Genomic DNA, 18927 nt, shown 5'->3' with positions numbered 1-18927 from the left:
GTCACGGCCGCGCGAGCAGTTCCTCGATCCGTGAAAAGGCCGACCGCTCGCCCCGCGCCGACGGCGCGTCGGTCGCGAAATAGGCGACCCCCCTGCCCGCTGCCGGATCGATCCACAGCCCCGACAACAGGCCATAAGCGTCGCCGGCATGCCCGATCCGCTGTCGCCCGTCGCCGAACGGATCGTCGCGGCAACCCGCCATCTCGGTCGCGGTGAAGGTGACGGCCAGGCCATAGCGGCACTGGAACCCGCTCGGCGCGCCGCTCGCATCGCTGCCGGTATCGCCGTTGCTGCCGTCGAACGTCCACAACGGCGTCTCGAGCAGGCGTACCGAGGCTGGCCGCAGCACGCGCACGCCGTCGATCGTGCCGTTGCCGAGCAGCATCCGCCCGATCCGCGCCAGCCCGCGCATCGAGATCCGCAAGCCTCCCTGGGGCGAGAAGATCGCGCCGTTCGCGCCCGCGCGCCACATCGCCAGGTCGCACCCGCCATCGCTGGCCGGGGTCACAGAGCAAGCCGGGCGGGCGCCGCGATTGTCGTCCTTGACCGGCTGGCCGCCGCGATAAAGCACTACCGCGCGCGTCACGCTCGCCTCATCGCAACTCGCCCAGTTATAGCATCCCGCAATCTTCATCGGCGCCAATACCAGCCGCACCATCAGCCGGTCGAACCGCTCCCCCGTCGCGCGCTCCATGACCGCGGCGACGACGGGATAGTTGAGGTTGGTGTAATGGAACCACGCGCCCGGCGCGTGCGCGGCGTCCCATGCCTTGGGATCGGCCAGCACGGTTTTCATGTCGGCATCGAGCGGCAGGACATAATCCACGCCATCGGCCAGGCTGGACCGGTGCGACAGCAGCAGCCGCAACGTGATCGGCGTGTCGGGAAAAGCAGGGTTGCGCAGGCGATAGCCGAGCAGCGCCGATACGTCGGCGTCGAGATCCAGCCGGCGCTGCTCTACTAGCCGCATCACCGCGATCGCCGTCACCAGCTTTGAGATCGAGGCGACGCGTACAGGATCGTCGGCGGTTACCGCCCGTTCCGCGGCGAGATCGGCCCAGCCGCTGGCCGAGACGGCCGTCTCCCCGCGCCGGTCGAACTCCACGCGGACGGCGGCGACGGGCTGCAACGCGGCGGCGGCCAGCAGCAGCGGGAGGAACATCGGCATTCCCTGGCATTAGCGTGGAATCGTCCCGGGGGCGAACCGCATGAAAAAGGCCGCCGGCAATGATGCCGACGGCCTTTCGCAGAGGATGCGAGGATCAGAAGCGGAAAGCGGCGACCGCCCGCACGCTATGCCACGCGAAATTGCGATCGCTCCGCCGGAAATCGGTTCCGGTGGTGTTGGGCGCCAGGATGAACGGATTGGTCGCCGGGGCCGAACCCGCCGTGGCGCGGACGCGATAGTCATTGTCGCGGAAGCGATTGTACAGATATTCCATCCCGATCGAGAAATTGCGGCCGAGCTTCTGCTCGATGCCGCCGCCCAGCGCGACACCCCAGCGATCGTCCTTGCCGCGGCCGGCAAAGGCGTTGGCGGTGTTGGTCGTGGTGAAGGTCGACTTGATCTTCGCATAGGCGACGCCGCCCGTCGCGTAGAACAACGTGGTATTGGCGGCATAGCCGACCCTGCCGCGCAGGCTGGCGTTATAATCGACCTTGCGCGTCATCGTGTAGCTGGCCGGGGTCGTGCTGAACGCAGACACGCTGTCGCGCACCTCGCTCTTGCCGATTTCGCCGACGATACCCGCCACCAGCACGCCCTGCTGGACGTCGAAGCCGATCCGGCCGGCATAATCGATGCCGTCGCGGTCGTTGGTGCAGCCCGGCGTCGGCACGTTGGCGATCGCGGCGCCGTTGCAGAAGCCGGGCGAGAAGGCGTTGGCGCCGGCAGCGGTGGTGACCGTATCGTTGAAATTGCCGTCCAGATTGCGGTCGAACAGGATGCGTGAACCGACATCGTTGGGCTGGACGTCATAGCCGAACGACCCGCCGACATAGATCCCCTCGAAGGGCTTGGCGTCGGTCTGGGCAAAGGCCGGCGATGCCGCGCCAAGCGCGGCGACCGACGTGGCGAACACGGTGAACTGACGGTATTTCAAGAAGTTTCTCCTCAATGATGTCGAGCAAGATACGCATGCCGAATTGATTATATTCAGCGCCGCAACAAAATTACTCCTGCAGTGGCCGTAAGGTGACAGTGCCGACAGGCTTCGCCGCTTCCAATGGCGGCCGGCAGCGCTCTATAGCGAGGCGATGTCCAAGGACCTGTTCGCCGCGCCGGCCGCCGCTCCATCGTCCGCCTATGACGCATCGTCGATCGAGGTGCTGGAGGGACTGGAGCCGGTCCGCCGCCGTCCCGGCATGTATGTCGGGGGGACCGACGAGCGGGCGATGCATCACCTCGCCGCCGAGGTGCTCGACAATGCGATGGACGAGGCGGTCGCTGGGCATGCGACGCGTATCGAGATCCTCCTGGACGTCGGCAACCGGCTGACCATCGTCGACAATGGCCGCGGCATTCCGGTCGATCCGCATCCCAAATTCCCAGGCAAGTCGGCGCTGGAGGTGATCATGTCGACGCTGCATTCGGGGGGCAAGTTCACCGGCAAGGCCTATGCGACCAGCGGCGGCCTGCACGGCGTCGGGATCAGCGTCGTCAACGCCTTGTCGGACGAGACGGTGGTCGAGGTTGCGCGCGACCGGCAATTGTATCGCCAGCGCTTCGCCAAGGGGCAGACGCTGGGGCCGATCGAGCATCTCGGCACCACGCCCAACCGGCGCGGCACCTTGGTCGCCTTCACCCCCGACACCGAGATCTTCGGGCCGGAACTGCATTTCAAGCCCGCGCGCCTCTACAAGCTCGCGCGGTCGAAGGCGTATCTTTTCGCCGGCGTCGAGATCCGCTGGAAATGTGCCGCGGCCGCGATCACCGACGACACCCCGGCCGAAGGCGTGTTCCAGTTCCCCGGCGGCCTTGCCGACCATCTGCGCGAGCAGCTCGGCGCGCGCGAATGCGCCACTGCCGATTTCTTCGCCGGCACGCAGGACTTTCCCGACGAGCAGGGCCGGGTCGAATGGGCGGTGGCGTGGCCACTGTGGAGCGACGGCAGCTACAGTTGGTATTGCAACACCATCCCGACGCCCGACGGCGGCACCCACGAGGCGGGGCTGCGCGCCGCCTTGACCAAAGGTTTGCGCGGCTTCGGCGAGCTGGTCGGGCAGAGGAAGGCCCGGGACATCACCGCCGACGACGTGATGACCGGCGGCGAGCTGATGCTGTCGGTGTTCGTCCGCGATCCCCAGTTTCAAAGCCAGACCAAGGATCGTCTGACCAGTCCCGACGCGGCCGGCCTGGTCGAGCGCGCGGTCAAGGATCATTTCGATCATTTCCTCGTGCACAACATGGAACGCGGCAAGGCGCTGCTGAGCTATACCCTGGAACGAATGGACGAGCGGCTGCGGCGCAAGGCCGAGCGTGAGGTCAAGCGCAAGACCGCGACCAGCGCGCGCAAGCTCCGCCTGCCGGGCAAGCTGACTGATTGTTCGGCGGACGACCCGGCCGGCACCGAGATCTTCATCGTCGAGGGCGACAGCGCGGGGGGTTCCGCCAAGCAGGCGCGCGACCGCAAGACCCAGGCGATCCTGCCGATCCGCGGCAAGATCCTGAACGTCGCCAGCGCGACCAGCGCCAAGATCGGCGCCAATCAGGAGATCGCCGACCTGGCGCTCGCGCTGGGCTGCGGGATGCGCAAGGACTGCGTCCCCGACAATCTGCGCTATGAGCGTGTGATCATCATGACCGACGCCGATGTCGACGGCGCGCATATCGCGACGTTGCTGATGACGTTCTTCTTTCAGGAAATGCCCGACCTGGTGCGTCGCGGGCATCTTTATCTTGCGCAGCCGCCGCTCTATCGGCTGACGGTGGGGGCAAGGAGCATCTACGCCCGCGACGACGCGCACCGCGCCGAGATCGAGGCAACCACGTTCAACGGCAAGAAGATCGAGGTGTCGCGGTTCAAGGGACTGGGCGAGATGAATCCCGGCCAGTTGCGCGAGACGACGATGGACCCTGTGACGCGCGGCCTGATCCGCATCACCCTGCCGCAGGAATATGAGGAACGCGCCGGGGTGAAGGACCTGGTCGACCGGCTGATGGGCACCAACCCAGCGCACCGCTTCGCGTTCATTCAGGAAAATGCCGCCCGGCTGGAAGAGGACGCGATCGATGCTTAAAACGTAGACCCAAGATCGCGAGGTCGGGATAGAGGCTAGCGAACGCTGAGAGGGGAGAAAGTGATGGTCCGCGCGATAGTGGTGATGCTCGTTGCGCTGATGCTCGGCGCGCCCGCTATCGCCCGGATGGCGCCGGCCGCACCGCCATCAGCCGCAACTGCCGACCCCGCGCTGGCCGTGCGCGCGAACCAGCTGGTCGCAATCCTGGGCGGGACGGGCGATTTCGACGGGTATTTCGCACCGAGCTTCCACGCCGCCTTGCCCAAGGATAAATGGGACGCGGTCACCGCGCAGGTGGTGGCACAACTCGGCAAGCCGCTGGCGATCGACGCGATCCAGTCGGCCTCCGCGTTCTCGGCGCTGCTCCGTGTGCGGTTCGAACGCGGGATCGGCATGATCCAGATCGCGATCGATCCGTTGCCGCCGCATCGCGTCACCGGGCTGCTGTTCACCGGCAGCGAGCTGGCCGGCGACAGTTTCGACAAGCTGTCCGCCGATTTCCGGGCGCTGCCCGGGACAAGCGGGTTCGGCGTCTATGCCTTGGGCGGGGTAGTACCGAGGCTTGTAGCCGGGCTCTCGCCGGACACGCCCGCGCCGCTGGGCTCGGCATTCAAGCTGTGGGTACTGGGCGAATTGTCCCGTGAGATAGGGGTGGGCAAGCGGCACTGGGTCGATGTCGTTCCGGTCGGTACCGCCTCGCTGCCTTCGGGCATTCTCCAGGCGTGGCCGGCGGGTACGCCGTTGACGGTGCAGGCGCTGGCGACGCTGATGATTTCGATCAGCGACAACACCGCGACCGATACGCTGGTCGCGCTGGAGGGCGCCGCGCTCGACCGTTTCGTGGCGGCGCGCGGCGCGCCGGGCCTCGCGCCGGTGCTGACGACACGGCAGATGTTCGCGATCAAGAGCCCCGCCAATGCCGACCTCGCGGCACGCTGGAAGGGCGCGACGCCGGCGGCGCGTCGGGCGCTGCTCGGGAGCGAAGCCGGACGGTTGGCGGCGACGCCCGTCGATGCCGCGCTGTTCACCGGCAAGCCGGTGGCGATCGACGATCTTGAATGGTTCGCCAGCCCCGCGCAGGCGGCGGCGATGCTCGACTGGCTGCGCACCGACGGTGGTGAGACGGCGCGCGCGATCCTGGCGGTCAATCCCGGAATTGATGCATCGACCCGCGCCAAATTCACCTATCTGGGGTTCAAGGGCGGGTCGGAACCGGGCGTCATCACCCTTAATTTCCTGGTGAAGCGCCCCGATGGCCAGTGGCTGGCGGTCGTCGGCAACTGGCATCGCGCCGACGCGGCGGTGGACACCCTGCCCTTCGTCCAGCTGATGTCCCGCGCGCTGCTCCTCGCCGCCGCCGCGCCGCTGCGCTGAACCTCGCCATCGGTTGACGCCGGCCGCCGCTGGCTCGTATTACACATCTCAGGCGGTCCGACGGGCCGCCCTTTTTGTTTGAACCGAAGAAGGATCAAGATCGTGACGATCACCGCCCTCATGCCCGTCTACCCGCGGTGCGATGTGCGGCCGGTGCGCGGCGAGGGCGTGTACCTCTATGGCGAGCACGGCGAACGCTATCTCGATTTCGCCGCGGGCATCGCGGTCAACGCTTTGGGCCACGGCCATCCGCACCTGGTCAAGGCGATCGCCGACCAGGCGGCGACGCTGATGCACGTCAGCAACCTCTACGGCTCGCCGCAGGGCGAGGCGCTGGCACGGCGGATCGTCGACACCAGCTTTGCCGACACCTTGTTCTTCACCAATTCGGGCACCGAGGCGGTCGAATGCGCGATCAAGACCGCGCGGCGCTATCACCACGCCAACGGCAATCCCGATCGGCATACGCTGATCACCTTCAACAACGCGTTCCATGGGCGGACGATGGGGGCGATCAGCGCGACCAACCAGCCCAAGATGCGCAACGGGTTCGAGCCGCTGCTGCCCGGCTTCGCCTATGCGCCGTTCAACGACCTCGCTGCCGCGCTGGAGCTAATCGACGACCATAGCGCCGGCTTCATGGTCGAGACGATCCAGGGCGAGGGCGGCGTGTCGGCGGGAACGTCCGAGTTCATCCGTGGCTTGCGCCGGGCGTGCGACGAACACGGCCTGTTGCTCGTGCTCGACGAGGTCCAGTGTGGCTATGGCCGCACCGGCCGGATGTGGGCGTACGAGCATTACGGCATCACGCCCGACATCATGGCGGTCGCCAAGGGGATCGGCGCGGGCTTCCCGCTCGGCGCCTGCCTCGCCACCGAGGAAGCGGCGAAGGGCATGGTGATCGGCACCCACGGCTCGACCTATGGCGGCAATCCGCTGGCATGTGCCGCGGGGATGGCGGTGCTCGACGTGATGCTGGCGCCGGGGTTCCTCGATCACGTCGCGGCGATGGGCGAGCGGCTGCGCGCGGCGCTTGAGCAGATGATCCCCAATCACGACCCTATCTTCGACAGCGTGCGCGGCACCGGGCTGATGCTCGGCCTCAAGCTGAAGGATAGCGCCGAGGCGCGGTCGTTCGTGGCGCACCTGCGCGACCATCACGGCCTCTTGACCGTCGCGGCGGGGGAGAATGTCGTCCGCATCCTGCCGCCGCTGGTGATCGAGGAGGCGCATGTCGGCGAGTTCATCCAGAAGCTGAGCGACGGCGCGCGGACCTATGCGATGCCGGGCGATGAGTGAGGTCGGCCAAATCCTCCCCGGCACCGGGAGGATTTAGGATGCGCCATTTCCTCAACCTCTCGGACGCCGGCCCCGACGGCGTTGCCGCGATGCTGGCCGATGCGCTGGATCGCAAGGCGACGCGGGCCGGCTGGCCCAAGGGCAGGGTCGATGCCGATGCGCCGCTTAGCGGCCGCGTGCTGGCGATGATCTTCGAGAAGAACTCGACGCGCACCCGCGTGTCGTTCGACATGGCGATCCGCCAGCTCGGCGGCACCAGCATCGTGATGGACGCCGGGTCGATGCAGCTTGGCCGCGGCGAGAGCGTCGCCGATACCGCGCGCGTGCTGTCGGGCTATGTCGACGCGATCATGATCCGCACCGACGACCATGCGAAGGTCGCCGAGATGGCGGACCATGCCGGCGTGCCGGTGATCAACGGCCTGACCGACCATTCGCATCCGTGCCAGATCGTCGCCGACCTGCAGACGATCGTCGAGGCCGGGCATGCGCTGCCCGGGCTCAGGGTCGCGTGGCTGGGCGACGGCAACAACGTGCTCGCCTCGATGATGGAAGCGGCCGGGCTGATGCGGTTCGACGTCGTCGCCGCGTGCCCCCAGGGGTTTCAGCCGTCCGACGCCGCCGTCGCGCTGGGCCGCGGCCGCGCGCGCGTCGTCGGCACCGCCAGGGAAGCGGTGGAGGGTGCCGACGTGGTCGTCACCGACACCTGGATCTCGATGGGCCAGGACCATGCCGAGACCAAGCTGGCGGCGATGATGCCGTTTCAGGTAACGCCGGCGCTGATGGCGGGGGCGAAGCCCGACGCCAGATTCCTCCACTGCCTGCCCGCGCACCGCGGCGAGGAAGTGACGGCGGCGGTGATCGACGGCCCGCAATCGTTGATCTGGCCGGAAGCCGAGAATCGCCTCCACGCCCAGAAATCGATCCTGCTATGGTGCTTCGGGCTGATCGGTTGAGGTTGCGGGCGGCCGTTCCTACTTCCCATGTCGCACGAACGGACAGGCACGTGATCGACCCGACATCCGACCCCATCGACATCGACGAGGCGCTGGGCTTCACCATTCCCGGCCGCCATGCCCGCGGACGGCTGGTGCGGCTGGGGCCGGCGCTCGACACCGTGCTGGAGGCGCATGCCTATCCGCCCGCGATCGAACGCCTGCTTGCCGAAGCGCTCACGTTGACCGCGCTGGTTGGCTCGACGCTGAAGGATCCGTCGGGACAATTGACGCTCCAGGCGCAGACCAACGCGGGCGTGGTGACGCTGCTGGTGTGCGATTATCGCGGCGGCGCGGTGCGCGGCTATGTCCAATATGATGCCGACCGCCTGGCCGAGGCACCCCAGCATCCGACATTGTTCGCGCTGTTCGGCGAGGGATACCTTGCGGTCACCTTCGACCTGGCGGCCAGCGGCGAGCGTTATCAGGGGATCGTGCCGCTTGACGGCGAGACGCTGGCGCAGGCGGCGGAGAGCTATTTCGTCCAGTCCGAGCAGATCCCGACGCTGATCCGCTTCGCCGTTACGCGCGATGCCGGCGGTTGCCATGTCGCGGGCGGGCTGTTCCTCCAGCATCTGCCCGAAGGCGAGGACGGGCGCGAACGGCTGCATACCCGGCTCGACCATCCCGAATGGGAGCATGTCGCGATCCTGGGGAACACGGTGGGCGCGGACGAATTGACCGATCCCCGGCTGACGCTGGAAACCCTGGTCTGGCGGCTGTTCAACGAGGAGGATGAGGTACGCGTGCTGGCGCGGACACCGATCAGCCGCGGCTGTCGCTGCGATCCCGATTACGTTGCCAGCGTGCTCGCCAAATTCTCCGCCGACGACCGGCGCGAAATGGCGGACGCGGACGGCATCATCCAGGTCGGCTGTGCCTTTTGCGCGCGGTCGTTTCCGGTGATCGCGGCCAATTTCGTTTCATAGCCGTTGCAAGTCGGCGCATGGCCCCCACATCCGTGGCGGAGGGGCTGAAGGGGCGGCATCATGGGTTGGACGAAAAGGCTCGCATTGGCCGGATGTGCCGCGGCGAGCGTGCTCGTCAGCGGCGCCGCCGGGCCGCTCGGCGCGATCACCATGCTCCAGCCCGGTCAGTGGCAGTTTCACGAATTCGGCAATGACGGCCGGCGGCAGTCGGTGTGCGTTCGCGATCCGATGGCGCTGATCCAATTCTATCATCCGGGCATCGCCTGCACGCGCTTCGTCATCGACGATACGGCCAATTCGGCCACCGTCCATTATACTTGCCCGGGGCGCGGCTATGGCCGGACCACCATCACCACCGAGGACCCGCAGCTGATCAAGCTGGAGACGCAGGGCATCGCCGAGGGTCAGCCCTTCGACTACACCTATGAGGGCCGTCGCACCGGCGCCTGCGCCAGGCGTTAAGCTCGCGCTAAGCTGTGCCGGCTAAGGTGATGGCCGTGCGGATGAGGCACGCTCTCCCTGTGACGCTCGGATGACGAGCATGACTGGCCGCCCCTGACCGGGCGGCCGATTTTTTGCGACCGGCGCGCTGGCGGCCCGACTTGCCCACAGGCGCCGAACTGCGTAGCGCTCGGGCGATCATGACATCCTCTTCTCCGCTGGCGGTGGCGCTGATCTCGGGCGGGCTCGATTCGATGGTCGCGGCGGCGGCGATGCGCGACCGCGGATACCGGCTGCTGGCGCTGTCGGTCGACTACAGCCAGCGCCACCAGGTTGAGCTGGCGGCGGCACGCCGAATCGCGGTGTCGCTCGGCGCAGAGCAACACATCGTCCTGCAGCTTGACCTCCGCGCGTTCGGCGGTTCCGCGCTCACCGCCGACATTGCGGTGCCCAAGGAGGGCGTGGGCCTCGATATTCCGGTCACCTATGTGCCCGCGCGCAACACCATCTTCCTCAGCCTGTGCCTTGGCTGGGCGGAGGCGGCGGGGGCGCGCGACCTGGTGATCGGCGTCAACGCGCTCGATTATTCGGGCTATCCCGATTGCCGCCCCGAATTCATCGCCGCGTTCGAGGCGATGGCCGTGCTCGCGACCAAGGCGGGGGTGGAGGGCGACGCCTTGACCATCCATGCCCCGCTGCAGCACCTGACCAAGGCCGATATCGTGCGGGAAGGCGCGCGGCTGGGGCTCGACATGGGCGTCAGCTGGTCCTGCTACGATCCGGCGCCGGGCGGCGTGCATTGCGGCCGGTGCGACAGCTGCCGGCTGCGCGCCAGGGGCTTTGACGAGGCGGGGATCGCCGATCCGACGGTCTATGCCGTCCGGCCATGAGCTATGCGGTAAAGGAGATGTTCCTGACGCTCCAGGGGGAGGGCGTGCAGGCCGGCCGGCGCGCGGTGTTCGTCCGCTTCGCCGGGTGCAACCTATGGTCCGGGCGCGAGACCGACCGCGCCGGCGCGACCTGCCGGTTCTGCGATACCGATTTCGTCGGTATCGATGGCGATGGCGGCGGACGCTTTGCGGATGCCGCCGCTCTGGCTGCGGCGGCCTCGGCCTCTTGGGGGGCAATGCGGGAGGATCGGTTCTGCGTGCTTACCGGGGGCGAACCGATGCTCCAGGTCGATGATGCGCTGGTCGACGCGCTCCACGATGCCGGCTTCACGATCGCGATCGAAACCAACGGGACGCTGCCCGTCCACCCCCGCATCGACTGGATATGCGTCAGCCCCAAGGCGGGCAGCATCGTCGTCCAGCGTACCGGCGACGAAGTGAAGCTGGTCTGGCCGCAGCCGGGCAGCGACATGGCCGAAGTGGAGAGTTGGGACTTCCGCCATCACCTCGTCCAGCCGCTCGACACCGGTCATCCCGCCGGCAACGACGCGACCGAAGCCGCCGCGATCGCGGTGGTCATGGACCGCCCGAAGTGGCGACTGACGCTACAGGCGCACAAGCGGCTGGGTCTGCGGTAACCTTACAGGCCCGTCATGCCGGAGGTGTTCGGCGGCTGGTCCCCGTTGATCCTGTATCCGTCCTTCCCGCGCAGGCGGAATCCCACCGTCACTGGCGTGGCGGCGGCGCGATACCGCATTTTTCGGCGATATAGCGGTTCTTGACCCAGCATTTGCGGTCGAAGCTTGGCAGCAGCAGATAGATCTGGCTGGAATAGGCACGCGGAAATTGCTGCTCGCCCCAGGGAACCAGGCTGTTGCGCAGCTCGCGCATACGCCGTTCGGCAACGGTGCCCAGCCCGCCGCGCGGCGTGAACAGGGCTTCACGCCCGATCGCGCTGGCGGTCTGGCAAAAGCCATATTGCGCGGACACCGTGGCAAATCCCGAATAGGTCCGCGTTCCGAACGTATCGAGTGCCTTCTGCCCCGCCGCCTTGCCCTTGGCGGCACGCGCGAAATAGCCGGTAAGCGTATCGAACGAGGCCTTCAGCTCGTCGCGATGGTCGCGCAGCGTCGCATTGTAATTGTCCGCGGTGAGCAGCGACGGTTCGAAATCGCATTGCAACGCGGCAACGTTGAGCGCCGATCGCAGGTTCCACACCAGCCCGGCGCGCAATTCCGCCTCGGTCGCCCCTGGCATCGGATAGGCGATGCCCGGTTCGTCGCCGCGCACCATCGTGCCGCTGAAATCATGGGGTTTCAGAAAGAATTGGGCGGATGCCGGCATAGCCGCGATCAGCCCGAAGGCGAACGCCGCGCCCGCCACGATACGCACGATACTCATCCCAACCCCTTGCGATCATGTTGTTAGCGCGCGTGTACAGCGATTTGACCGCGGGCCCAACAGCTTTCCGTCGTACCCTTCACCGCGCTGGCCGCGAAATGGCGGCCGCCGGAATCGAAAGGGGCCGCCCGGCAACCGGACGGCCCCCCAAGATCTCGCATCACCCATCCGAAAACGGGCAACACGCGATTTACATCGCGTTGCCGCCGGTGTTCGACATCATCGTGTCGTTGGCCATCATGGTGTCGTTCGAGATGATGGTGTCGTTCGCCACCAGGCCATTGCCGCTCATTGCCCCGCCGTCGGTGGCGGTCATGTTGTCGGACATGGTGTCCATGCCTTCGGTGGTGTTCATGTCGGTCACGGTGGTGTTGGTGGTCTCGGTGTTGGTGCAGGCCGAGATCATGAGCGCCGCGCCGGCGACTGCAGTGCCGGTGACGACCTTCGAGATGAGTGCACGCATTATGGAAGCTCCCTAGATAATGGTTCTGGACGCCGTTTCGGCCTTAATACCCAAACCGGAGTGGACATTAAACTGTAATCGGGTGTTGCTCAAGCCCGGTTTTCCTGTCTCCGATAGCAGCGAGAAAACCCGGAAGCGCGAACGCGAGCGCGGCATCAAAAGTTGCAAGGTCGCTCGACTTCCCCAGCTCGGCGGCGCTGGTCACGGCATATTCGGCCAGGCCGCACGGCACGATGCCGGTGAAATGGCCGAGGTCAGGGTGAAGGTTGACCGAAAAGCCGTGCAGCGTCACCCAGCGGCGTACGCGCACGCCGATCGCGCCGATCTTGGCCTCGTCCACGCCGCTCCCGGTCCAGATGCCGATCCGCCCCGGTTCGGCGCGTGCCGCGATGCCGATCCTCGCCAGCGCGGCGATCAGCCAGTCCTCCAGGGCGTGGATGAAGCGCCGGACGTCGCGCCCCCGCCGGTTGAGGTCGAGCATCAGATAGCCGACCCGCTGGCCGGGACCGTGATAGGTATATCGACCGCCCCGTCCGGCGCGGATTACGGGAAAACGCGGATCCAGCAGCTCGGCGGCATCGGCGCTGGTCCCCGCAGTGTAGACCGGCGGATGCTCGAGCAGCCAGACCAGTTCGCGCGCATTACCGGCGGAAATCGCATCGGCACGTGCCTCCATCGCGGCCAGCGCTTCCTCATAGGCTGTGAGACCGGGCGTCATCCGCCACTCGACATCGTCCATGACCATCCGCTAGCGCCGCCATGCGATGCGGGGCAAGTCCTTGGCATCGCCTGCGGGCTTCGGCTATCAGTCTGGCGCCGGGGCTCGATCCAGCATCGGCGGGGGGAAGGGCCGCGCACATGATCATTATGGGGACGGTCTGGGACCGCACCACCGATTTCCTGGGCGACAAGCTGGCCGCGATCGTGCCCATCGCGCTGCTGGCGATCTTCCTCCCCCATGTGCTGGGCGACTTCATGGCCCAGGCCGGCATGGCGCTGGGCCGGCCGGCCTTGGCGGCGATCAGGCTGGCACTGGTCCTGCCCGCTTTATGGGGTCAGCTGGCGATCACCGCGCTGGCGCTAGACAGCGAAGCAGGCGCGGCGCCGGCGCGGCGCCGGGCGAGCGGCGCGTTCGCCGGGGCCTTGCTGGTGATGATCGTGCTGGCCGTGGCGCTGGCCGCGCTCGCCGCGCCGATGGCCATTGTCCAGGGCCGCGACGGCATGATGGCGTTCCTGTCGAACAGGAGCGACGCCCCGGCGATCGACCTGTCGATGGGGATTAAGGCGTTCATCGGCCTGTATCTGCTGATCTTCGCGGTCCTGGCGCTGGCGGTGGGGGTGCGGCTCTGCCTGGTCTATCCGCTGGTCGTCGCGGAGCGTCTCGCTCTTGGCGCGATCGCCCGCTCGTTCGTGCTGACGCGCCGTACGACCTTCAAGCTGATCGGCGTGTACCTGCTGTTCTTCCTGGTCTTCGCGGTCGCCGGTCTGGCGACGCGATCGGTGTTCGGGTCGATCGCCGCGCTGATCGCGCCCGGCACCGGCCCGGTCACCGCCGCGCAGGTCGTCGTCGCACTGCTCGGCGGGCTGGTCACCACTGCCTTCTATGTCATGCTGTCGGCGTTTGCCGCCAAGCTGTACCTCGCGGCGCGTGGTCCGGGAACGGTCGTCCCGTCGTGAAGGTCGCGGTGCCGGCCCTGCTCGGGGATGCCTGGCGGCAATGGCGGGCCGACGGGGGCGTGCTGTCGGCGGTGGCCGGGATGTTCGTCTTCCTGCCCGCCTTGGCCGGGCAGATGCTGATCTCGCGGACGGCGATGAGCCCCCCGGTCCCGCCCCGGCCCTCGGCATCCGGGGTGATCGACGATGCCAGCGCGGCCGCGTATCTGGCCGAAGCGGGGGCGTGGCTGGCCACGACCGGTACGTGGCTGGCGATTTTGTACGTCATTGGCCACTTTGCCGTGCTGACCATGCTGACGCTTTATCTAGATGACCGCCCCACCGTAGCCCAAGCCCTGATCGCGGCGGTGCGCCGGTTGCCAGTATATCTGGTGACGATGCTGCTGGTCGCGCTGCCCGTGGCATTGGGCTTTGCGATGCTGATCCTGCCCGGTTTCTATGCCAGCGCCCGATTGTGCCTGGCGGGGCCGGCGCTGGTCGCCGGGCGCGCGGCTGGCCCGATCGACGCTTTTCGAAAGAGCCTGGCGCTGACTCGCGGCAACGGCGTGGCGCTGACCGGTGCGGTGATGCTGGTGGCCCTGACCGGCCTGCTGGTCCAGCAGCCGCTGCTCGGACTGGATAATTGGATCGCAGCCAATGCCCCCAATCCCGTCGCCCGCATCATCGTCGACCTTGCGATGGCAGGCGTGTCGATGCTGGTGCTGGTCGGCAACACGCTGATCGCGCTCGCGGCTTGGCGACGACTGGGCACGGGCCCCAGCAGCGGCAGGGCCTAGGAGAGGCGGCGGACTCTTCTCAGCACCAGGTCGCCATGGGCGGCAAGCTCATCAAGATGGCGTCGATATTGCCGCCGGTCTTCAGCCCGAACAGGGTCCCGCGATCATAGACCAGATTGAATTCGGCATAGCGCCCACGCCACTCCAGCATCGTCGCGAGGTCGGCGCCGGAAAAGGGCGCGTCCATCCGCCGCCGCACGATCCGGGGATAGATGTCCAGAAAGGCGCGCGCGACATCCTGCGTAAAGGCGAAACCGGCGGTGAAATCACCCTCCAGATGATCGAAGAAGATGCCGCCGACGCCGCGATGGACCTGACGATGGGGGATATAGAAATAGTCGTCCGCCCATTGCCGGAAGCGCGGGTAATGCGCCGGATCATGCGCGTCGCACGCGGCCTTCAGCACGGTGTGGAAGTCGGCGGTGTCCTCGGCTATCGGCAGCGGCGGGTTGAGGTCCGCGCCGCCGCCGAACCAGCGCTTGGTCGTCGTCAGGAACCGGCAGTTCATGTGCACCGCCGGTACGTGCGGGTTGGCCATATGCGCGACCAAGCTGATGCCGGTGGCCAGGAATGCCGGATCGTCGGCCGCACCGTGGATGGTCCTGCCGAAATCGCGGTCCAACGCGCCGCCGACGGTAGAGACGTTGACCCCGACCTTCTCGAACACGCGGCCCTTCATCACCCCGCGCACGCCGCCCCCGCCATCCGCGCCTGAGGGCTCCTCGCGGTCCCACGCGATATAGTCGAACTTTGCATCCGACCCCGCCTCGCGTTCAATCGCCTCGAACTCCGCGCAAATGAGGTCACGGAGGTGTTCGAACCACGTGCGGGCGGCGGTCTGATCGGCGTCGAGGGGGAGCATCGCGCTTCCTTGCCGCCGCCGCGGCATGGAGTCGAGCGGTCAGCGTCTGTTTGAAAACGCGCTGAAGGCGCGTTTTACGGTGCTCAAAACTCGCTTTGTCGCGCTTTCAAACGGTCTCTCAGGCCGGCCAGCCCGTCTGGCGGAGCGCCTCGCCCAGTGCCATCGCCGCCGCGACCGAGACGTTGAGCGATCGGAACCCGGCGCGCAGCGGGATCACCACGCGCAGGTCGGCGCGGACATGGACGGGATCGGGCACGCCAGCACTCTCGCTGCCCAGCAATACTATGTCGTGGGGGTCGAACAGGGTCTGGTCCAGTCGTGTCGCGCCGCGCGTGGTCATCAGCACCAGCCGGCCGCTCGCCTGGCGTTCGAACGCGGCCCAGTCCAGGTGTCGCGTGACCTGAACGTCTCGGACATAATCCATCCCCGCGCGCGCCAGCGAGCGGTCCCCGAACGCGAAGCCCATCGGCTCGATCAGGTCGACGCCGATTCCCAGGCATGCCGCGGTGCGCAGGATCGTGCCGACATTGCCAGCTATGTCTGGTTGATAGAGCGCGACGCGCATCGCATGTCCCGTCCGGGCGGCCAAGTGCCGCGACCTGTGTCAAAAACCCGTTGGCAAAGCATCGTGCCCATGTCTATCAGGCCCGCAACCTCCATGGCACCGGAGGCATTGCGCGGGGCAGCTTTTTCCCCGATCCGGCGAGCAGCTGACGAAGACGAGTGCAAGGGCAGGTGAATGGCAACTGTTGACGATGCTGTGCCGGCGGGTGAATCGCCCGACCCCTATCACGAAGTGGTATCCGATCCACGGCGCCGAGACTTCCTGAATATCGCCGCCGTCGCTTTCCCGGTCGCCGGTGTGGTCGCGGTGGTCGCACCCCTGGTCTATCAGATGAACCCGTCGGCCGACGTGCTGGCGCAATCGTCGACCGAGATCGATCTGTCGAAGATCGAGCCGGGACAAGGCGTGATCACCTCGTTCCGCAAGCAGCCGCTGTTCGTCCGCAACCTGACGCCCAAGGAAATCGCCGAGGCCGAAGCGGTGCCGGCAGCGAGCCTGCGCGATCCGCAAACGCTGGAGCAGCGGACCAAGGAAGGCCACAAGAACTGGCTGATCACGCTGGCGGTGTGCACTCATCTGGGCTGCATCCCGCTGGGCATCAGTGAAGGTGAGAATCGCGGCAAGTTCGGCGGTTATTTCTGCCCGTGCCACGGGTCACAATACGACACCGCCGCCCGTATCCGCCAGGGACCGGCACCAAAGAACCTCCCCGTTCCCGATTACAAGTTCACGTCCCCGACCAGCGTCCTGGTCGGCTGAGGGATAATAGAAAGATGAGCTTTCCCTGGGCCAAGCAGTATGAGCCGAAGGTGCCGCTGATGCGGTGGATCGACGAGAAGCTGCCGTTGCCGCGCCTGGTCTACAACGCCGTGGGCGCCGGCTATCCGGTGCCGCGCAACCTCAATTATTTCTGGAACTTCGGCGTGCTTGCCGGCGCCGCGCTGGCGGTCCAGATCATCACTGGCATCGTCCTGGCCATGCACTATCACTCGGCCGCGGGCGGGGCGTTCGATTCAGTCAACGGCACGATCATGCGCGACGTCAATGCCGGCTGGTTCCTGCGCTATGCGCATGCCAACGGCGCGTCGATGTTCTTCATCGTAGTCTACACGCACATCTTCCGCGGCCTGTATTACGGGTCTTACAAGGCGCCGCGTGAAATGATTTGGCTGCTCGGCGTCACCATTTTCCTGCTGATGATGGCTACTGCGTTCATGGGTTACGTCCTGCCCTGGGGCCAGATGAGCTTCTGGGGTGCGCAGGTCATCACCGGCTTCTTCTCGGCGATCCCCGGCGTCGGCGAGACCATCCGCATCTGGCTGCTTGGCGGCTATGCGCCCGACGATGCCGCGCTCAACCGTTTCTTTTCGCTACACTATCTGCTGCCGTTTGTGATCGCCGCAGTCATCATCCTCCACATCTGGGCGCTGCATATTCCGGGGTCGAACAACCCGACCGGGGTCGACGTCAAGGGCGAGCAGGATACGGTGCCGTTCCACCCTTATTACACCGCCAAGGACGGCTTCGGTCTGGGCATCTTCCTGCTGATCTTTGCCGGGCTGGTGTTCTTCTCCCCAGATTATCTGGGGCATCCGGACAATTACATTCCTGCCAATCCGCTTTCGACGCCCGCGCATATCGTGCCGGAATGGTATTTCTGGCCGTTCTACGCGATCCTGCGCGCGTTCACGTCGGATTTCATCCTGCCCGCCAAATTATGGGGCGTGCTGGCGATGTTCGGCTCGATCTTGCTCCTGTTCTTCCTGCCGTGGCTCGACCAGTCGCCAGTGCGATCAAACAATTTCCGCCCGGCAGCGCGGATCGCCTTCTGGGTACTGGTCGCCGACGTGCTGGTCCTAGGCTGGTGCGGGGGGTCGCCTGCCGACCCGATCTACGTGATCCTCAGCCAGGTATGTGCGGCCTATTACTTCCTGCATTTCCTGGTGATTCTGCCGATCATCTCTCGCGCCGAGCGCCCGCGTCCCCTGCCTACCTCGATCACCGAGGCGGTGTTGAAGGGTAAGGGCGGGACTAGCCCGGTCGATACCGCGCTGGCGCACTGAGCGAACAAGGGACACGAGAAAGACATGGTTCGCTGGATCGCCTTCATCGTCGGCATCGCCTTTGCCGGCGTCGTCGCCATCGCACTGTTCTCATCGATCTACGGCCTGGCAACAGACCCTACGCCGAAGCTATGGTCCGGCGCGCCGCAAAGCGCCGAGACCGAATTTCACAAGCACCCAAAGGATCTGTCTCTCGAATCCGATGGCGTGACTGGCAAGTTCGATCGCCGCCAACTGCAGCGCGGTCTCCAAGTGTACAAGGAGGTCTGCTCAGCCTGCCACTCGCTCAAGTTCGCGTCGTTCCGCGACCTGAAGGGCATCGGCTACAGCGATGCGCAGGTGAAGGCGATCGCCGCTGGCTGGTCGATCGAGACCCCCGCCCCCAATCCCGAAACGGGTGAGATGGCGACGCGCAAGAGCCTGCCGTCGGACCGCTTTCCGCTGGTGTTCGCCAACGACATTGCGGCGCGCGCGGCCAACAACAACGCGGTACCGCCGGACCTTACCTACATCACCAAGTCACGGCACGGCGGCGCGGCGTACATCTACTCGCTGCTGACCGGCTACGCCATGCAACCGGCCGACCTGCTTGCCAAGTTCCCCGACGTGAAGACACCCAAGGGGCTGTACTATAATCCCTATTTCGCCAACCTCAACATTGCCATGCCACCGCCCCTGAAGCAGGACGGCCAGGTCCAGTACCAGGATGGTACCAGATCGACGGTCGACCAGATGGCCAAGGACGTCGCCGCCTTCCTGGTCTGGACCGCTGAGCCCAATCTGGAAACGCGGCACCAGGCGGGGTTCGCGGCGATCATCTTCCTGCTGATCTTCTCGGCGCTATGCTGGGGCGCGTACCAGAACATCTGGCGCGGGGTGAAGCACTAGGGGGCGCTTTGACAACTCGCCGGGGCGCGTTTGAAACGGACGCTAGGGCCGCATCGCGGCCGGACGAT

General features: G+C 66.4%; 20 protein-coding genes. 13 read left to right on the top strand and 7 right to left on the bottom strand.

Annotated elements, in window-relative coordinates:
* Position 1: 1 nt before the first annotated feature.
* Positions 2–1162 (bottom strand): serine hydrolase domain-containing protein, encoded by a 1161-nt coding sequence (locus ACFE7K_RS06015; protein ID WP_375397266.1) that lies wholly within the window; start codon positions 1160–1162, stop codon positions 2–4.
* 100 nt (positions 1163–1262) lie between these two features.
* Positions 1263–2102 (bottom strand): outer membrane protein, encoded by an 840-nt coding sequence (locus ACFE7K_RS06010; protein WP_375397265.1) that lies wholly within the window; start codon positions 2100–2102, stop codon positions 1263–1265.
* A gap of 154 nt (positions 2103–2256) precedes the next feature.
* On the opposite strand from ACFE7K_RS06010, the gene parE reads away from it, so the two are divergent.
* From parE to queE, 8 genes are all read left to right on the top strand, one after another.
* Positions 2257–4239, top strand: coding sequence for a DNA topoisomerase IV subunit B (gene parE, locus ACFE7K_RS06005; RefSeq protein ID WP_375397264.1), 1983 nt, complete (start codon positions 2257–2259; stop codon positions 4237–4239).
* A 63-nt stretch (positions 4240–4302) separates the two neighbouring features.
* Positions 4303–5613, top strand: a complete 1311-nt coding sequence (locus ACFE7K_RS06000) for a serine hydrolase (protein ID WP_375397263.1) — start codon at positions 4303–4305, stop codon at positions 5611–5613.
* 102 nt (positions 5614–5715) lie between these two features.
* Complete coding sequence (locus ACFE7K_RS05995) at positions 5716–6912, top strand: aspartate aminotransferase family protein (RefSeq protein WP_375397262.1); 1197 nt, start codon at positions 5716–5718, stop codon at positions 6910–6912.
* Positions 6913–6950: 38 nt separating this feature from the next.
* Positions 6951–7868, top strand: coding sequence for an ornithine carbamoyltransferase (argF, locus tag ACFE7K_RS05990; RefSeq protein ID WP_375397261.1), 918 nt, complete (start codon positions 6951–6953; stop codon positions 7866–7868).
* Positions 7869–7918: 50 nt separating this feature from the next.
* Positions 7919–8836: an Hsp33 family molecular chaperone HslO gene (locus tag ACFE7K_RS05985; protein WP_375397260.1), complete on the top strand. Its 918-nt coding sequence runs from the start codon at positions 7919–7921 to the stop codon at positions 8834–8836.
* Between the two features lie 60 nt (positions 8837–8896).
* Positions 8897–9298 (top strand): DUF3617 domain-containing protein, encoded by a 402-nt coding sequence (locus tag ACFE7K_RS05980; protein ID WP_375397259.1) that lies wholly within the window; start codon positions 8897–8899, stop codon positions 9296–9298.
* Between the two features lie 179 nt (positions 9299–9477).
* Positions 9478–10167, top strand: coding sequence for a 7-cyano-7-deazaguanine synthase QueC (gene queC, locus ACFE7K_RS05975; RefSeq protein WP_375397258.1), 690 nt, complete (start codon positions 9478–9480; stop codon positions 10165–10167).
* Entirely contained in the window at positions 10164–10805 is a 642-nt protein-coding gene (queE, locus tag ACFE7K_RS05970; RefSeq protein WP_375397257.1) for a 7-carboxy-7-deazaguanine synthase, read from the top strand. The genes queC and queE overlap by 4 nt, the downstream gene beginning before the upstream one ends.
* A gap of 88 nt (positions 10806–10893) precedes the next feature.
* On the opposite strand, the gene ACFE7K_RS05965 is transcribed toward queE, so the two are convergent.
* The 3 genes from ACFE7K_RS05965 to lipB form a co-directional block, all read right to left on the bottom strand.
* Complete coding sequence (locus ACFE7K_RS05965; protein WP_375397256.1) at positions 10894–11568, bottom strand: hypothetical protein; 675 nt, start codon at positions 11566–11568, stop codon at positions 10894–10896.
* 190 nt (positions 11569–11758) lie between these two features.
* A complete protein-coding gene (locus tag ACFE7K_RS05960) occupies positions 11759–12031 on the bottom strand; it encodes a hypothetical protein (protein ID WP_375397255.1) in 273 nt (90 codons plus the stop codon).
* A gap of 67 nt (positions 12032–12098) precedes the next feature.
* A complete protein-coding gene (lipB, locus tag ACFE7K_RS05955) occupies positions 12099–12776 on the bottom strand; it encodes a lipoyl(octanoyl) transferase LipB (RefSeq protein ID WP_375397254.1) in 678 nt (225 codons plus the stop codon).
* A 113-nt stretch (positions 12777–12889) separates the two neighbouring features.
* Between lipB and ACFE7K_RS05950 the strand changes: the two genes are divergently transcribed.
* Positions 12890–13708, top strand: coding sequence for a hypothetical protein (locus tag ACFE7K_RS05950; RefSeq protein ID WP_375397253.1), 819 nt, complete (start codon positions 12890–12892; stop codon positions 13706–13708).
* On the top strand, positions 13705–14481 hold the full coding sequence (locus ACFE7K_RS05945) for a hypothetical protein (protein WP_375397252.1): 777 nt from the start codon (positions 13705–13707) through the stop codon (positions 14479–14481). Before ACFE7K_RS05950 ends, ACFE7K_RS05945 begins: the two co-directional genes overlap by 4 nt.
* A 19-nt stretch (positions 14482–14500) precedes the next feature.
* On the opposite strand, the gene hemF is transcribed toward ACFE7K_RS05945, so the two are convergent.
* Both hemF and ACFE7K_RS05935 read right to left on the bottom strand, forming a co-directional pair.
* A complete protein-coding gene (gene hemF, locus ACFE7K_RS05940) occupies positions 14501–15343 on the bottom strand; it encodes an oxygen-dependent coproporphyrinogen oxidase (RefSeq protein WP_375397251.1) in 843 nt (280 codons plus the stop codon).
* 118 nt (positions 15344–15461) lie between these two features.
* Positions 15462–15908: a tRNA (cytidine(34)-2'-O)-methyltransferase gene (locus ACFE7K_RS05935; protein ID WP_375397289.1), complete on the bottom strand. Its 447-nt coding sequence runs from the start codon at positions 15906–15908 to the stop codon at positions 15462–15464.
* Positions 15909–16082: 174 nt separating this feature from the next.
* Between ACFE7K_RS05935 and petA the strand changes: the two genes are divergently transcribed.
* The 3 genes from petA to ACFE7K_RS05920 are packed head-to-tail and all read left to right on the top strand — an operon-like array spanning position 16083 to position 18859.
* The gene (petA, locus tag ACFE7K_RS05930) at positions 16083–16667 is read left to right on the top strand and encodes a ubiquinol-cytochrome c reductase iron-sulfur subunit (RefSeq protein WP_375397250.1); all 585 of its coding nucleotides are present in this window, start codon (positions 16083–16085) and stop codon (positions 16665–16667) included.
* Between the two features lie 14 nt (positions 16668–16681).
* Entirely contained in the window at positions 16682–17971 is a 1290-nt protein-coding gene (locus ACFE7K_RS05925; protein WP_375397249.1) for a cytochrome bc complex cytochrome b subunit, read from the top strand.
* 24 nt (positions 17972–17995) lie between these two features.
* Positions 17996–18859: a cytochrome c1 gene (locus ACFE7K_RS05920; RefSeq protein ID WP_375397248.1), complete on the top strand. Its 864-nt coding sequence runs from the start codon at positions 17996–17998 to the stop codon at positions 18857–18859.
* The last annotated feature ends 68 nt before the right edge of the window (positions 18860–18927 follow it).

It is taken from the genome of uncultured Sphingomonas sp., from assembly GCF_964244265.1.
In the GTDB taxonomy this organism is placed as follows: domain Bacteria; phylum Pseudomonadota; class Alphaproteobacteria; order Sphingomonadales; family Sphingomonadaceae; genus Sphingomonas.
Note: the sequence above shows the minus strand (reverse complement) of the source record. Positions and strands in the feature narration are given on the sequence as shown.

Excerpts from the sequence above, each read along its gene's own strand:
- ACFE7K_RS06015 (WP_375397266.1), bottom strand. The coding sequence starts at position 1,162 with ATGTTCCTCCCGCTGCTGCTGGCCGCCGCCGCGTTGCAGCCCGTCGCC.
- parE (WP_375397264.1), top strand. The coding sequence starts at position 2,257 with ATGTCCAAGGACCTGTTCGCCGCGCCGGCCGCCGCTCCATCGTCCGCC.
- ACFE7K_RS06000 (WP_375397263.1), top strand. The coding sequence starts at position 4,303 with ATGGTCCGCGCGATAGTGGTGATGCTCGTTGCGCTGATGCTCGGCGCG.
- argF (WP_375397261.1), top strand. The coding sequence starts at position 6,951 with ATGCGCCATTTCCTCAACCTCTCGGACGCCGGCCCCGACGGCGTTGCC.
- ACFE7K_RS05980 (WP_375397259.1), top strand. The coding sequence starts at position 8,897 with ATGGGTTGGACGAAAAGGCTCGCATTGGCCGGATGTGCCGCGGCGAGC.
- queC (WP_375397258.1), top strand. The coding sequence starts at position 9,478 with ATGACATCCTCTTCTCCGCTGGCGGTGGCGCTGATCTCGGGCGGGCTC.
- queE (WP_375397257.1), top strand. The coding sequence starts at position 10,164 with ATGAGCTATGCGGTAAAGGAGATGTTCCTGACGCTCCAGGGGGAGGGC.
- ACFE7K_RS05965 (WP_375397256.1), bottom strand. The coding sequence starts at position 11,568 with ATGAGTATCGTGCGTATCGTGGCGGGCGCGGCGTTCGCCTTCGGGCTG.
- ACFE7K_RS05960 (WP_375397255.1), bottom strand. The coding sequence starts at position 12,031 with ATGCGTGCACTCATCTCGAAGGTCGTCACCGGCACTGCAGTCGCCGGC.
- lipB (WP_375397254.1), bottom strand. The coding sequence starts at position 12,776 with ATGGTCATGGACGATGTCGAGTGGCGGATGACGCCCGGTCTCACAGCC.
- ACFE7K_RS05950 (WP_375397253.1), top strand. The coding sequence starts at position 12,890 with ATGATCATTATGGGGACGGTCTGGGACCGCACCACCGATTTCCTGGGC.
- hemF (WP_375397251.1), bottom strand. The coding sequence starts at position 15,343 with ATGCTCCCCCTCGACGCCGATCAGACCGCCGCCCGCACGTGGTTCGAA.
- ACFE7K_RS05935 (WP_375397289.1), bottom strand. The coding sequence starts at position 15,908 with ATGCGCGTCGCGCTCTATCAACCAGACATAGCTGGCAATGTCGGCACG.
- petA (WP_375397250.1), top strand. The coding sequence starts at position 16,083 with ATGGCAACTGTTGACGATGCTGTGCCGGCGGGTGAATCGCCCGACCCC.
- ACFE7K_RS05925 (WP_375397249.1), top strand. The coding sequence starts at position 16,682 with ATGAGCTTTCCCTGGGCCAAGCAGTATGAGCCGAAGGTGCCGCTGATG.
- ACFE7K_RS05920 (WP_375397248.1), top strand. The coding sequence starts at position 17,996 with ATGGTTCGCTGGATCGCCTTCATCGTCGGCATCGCCTTTGCCGGCGTC.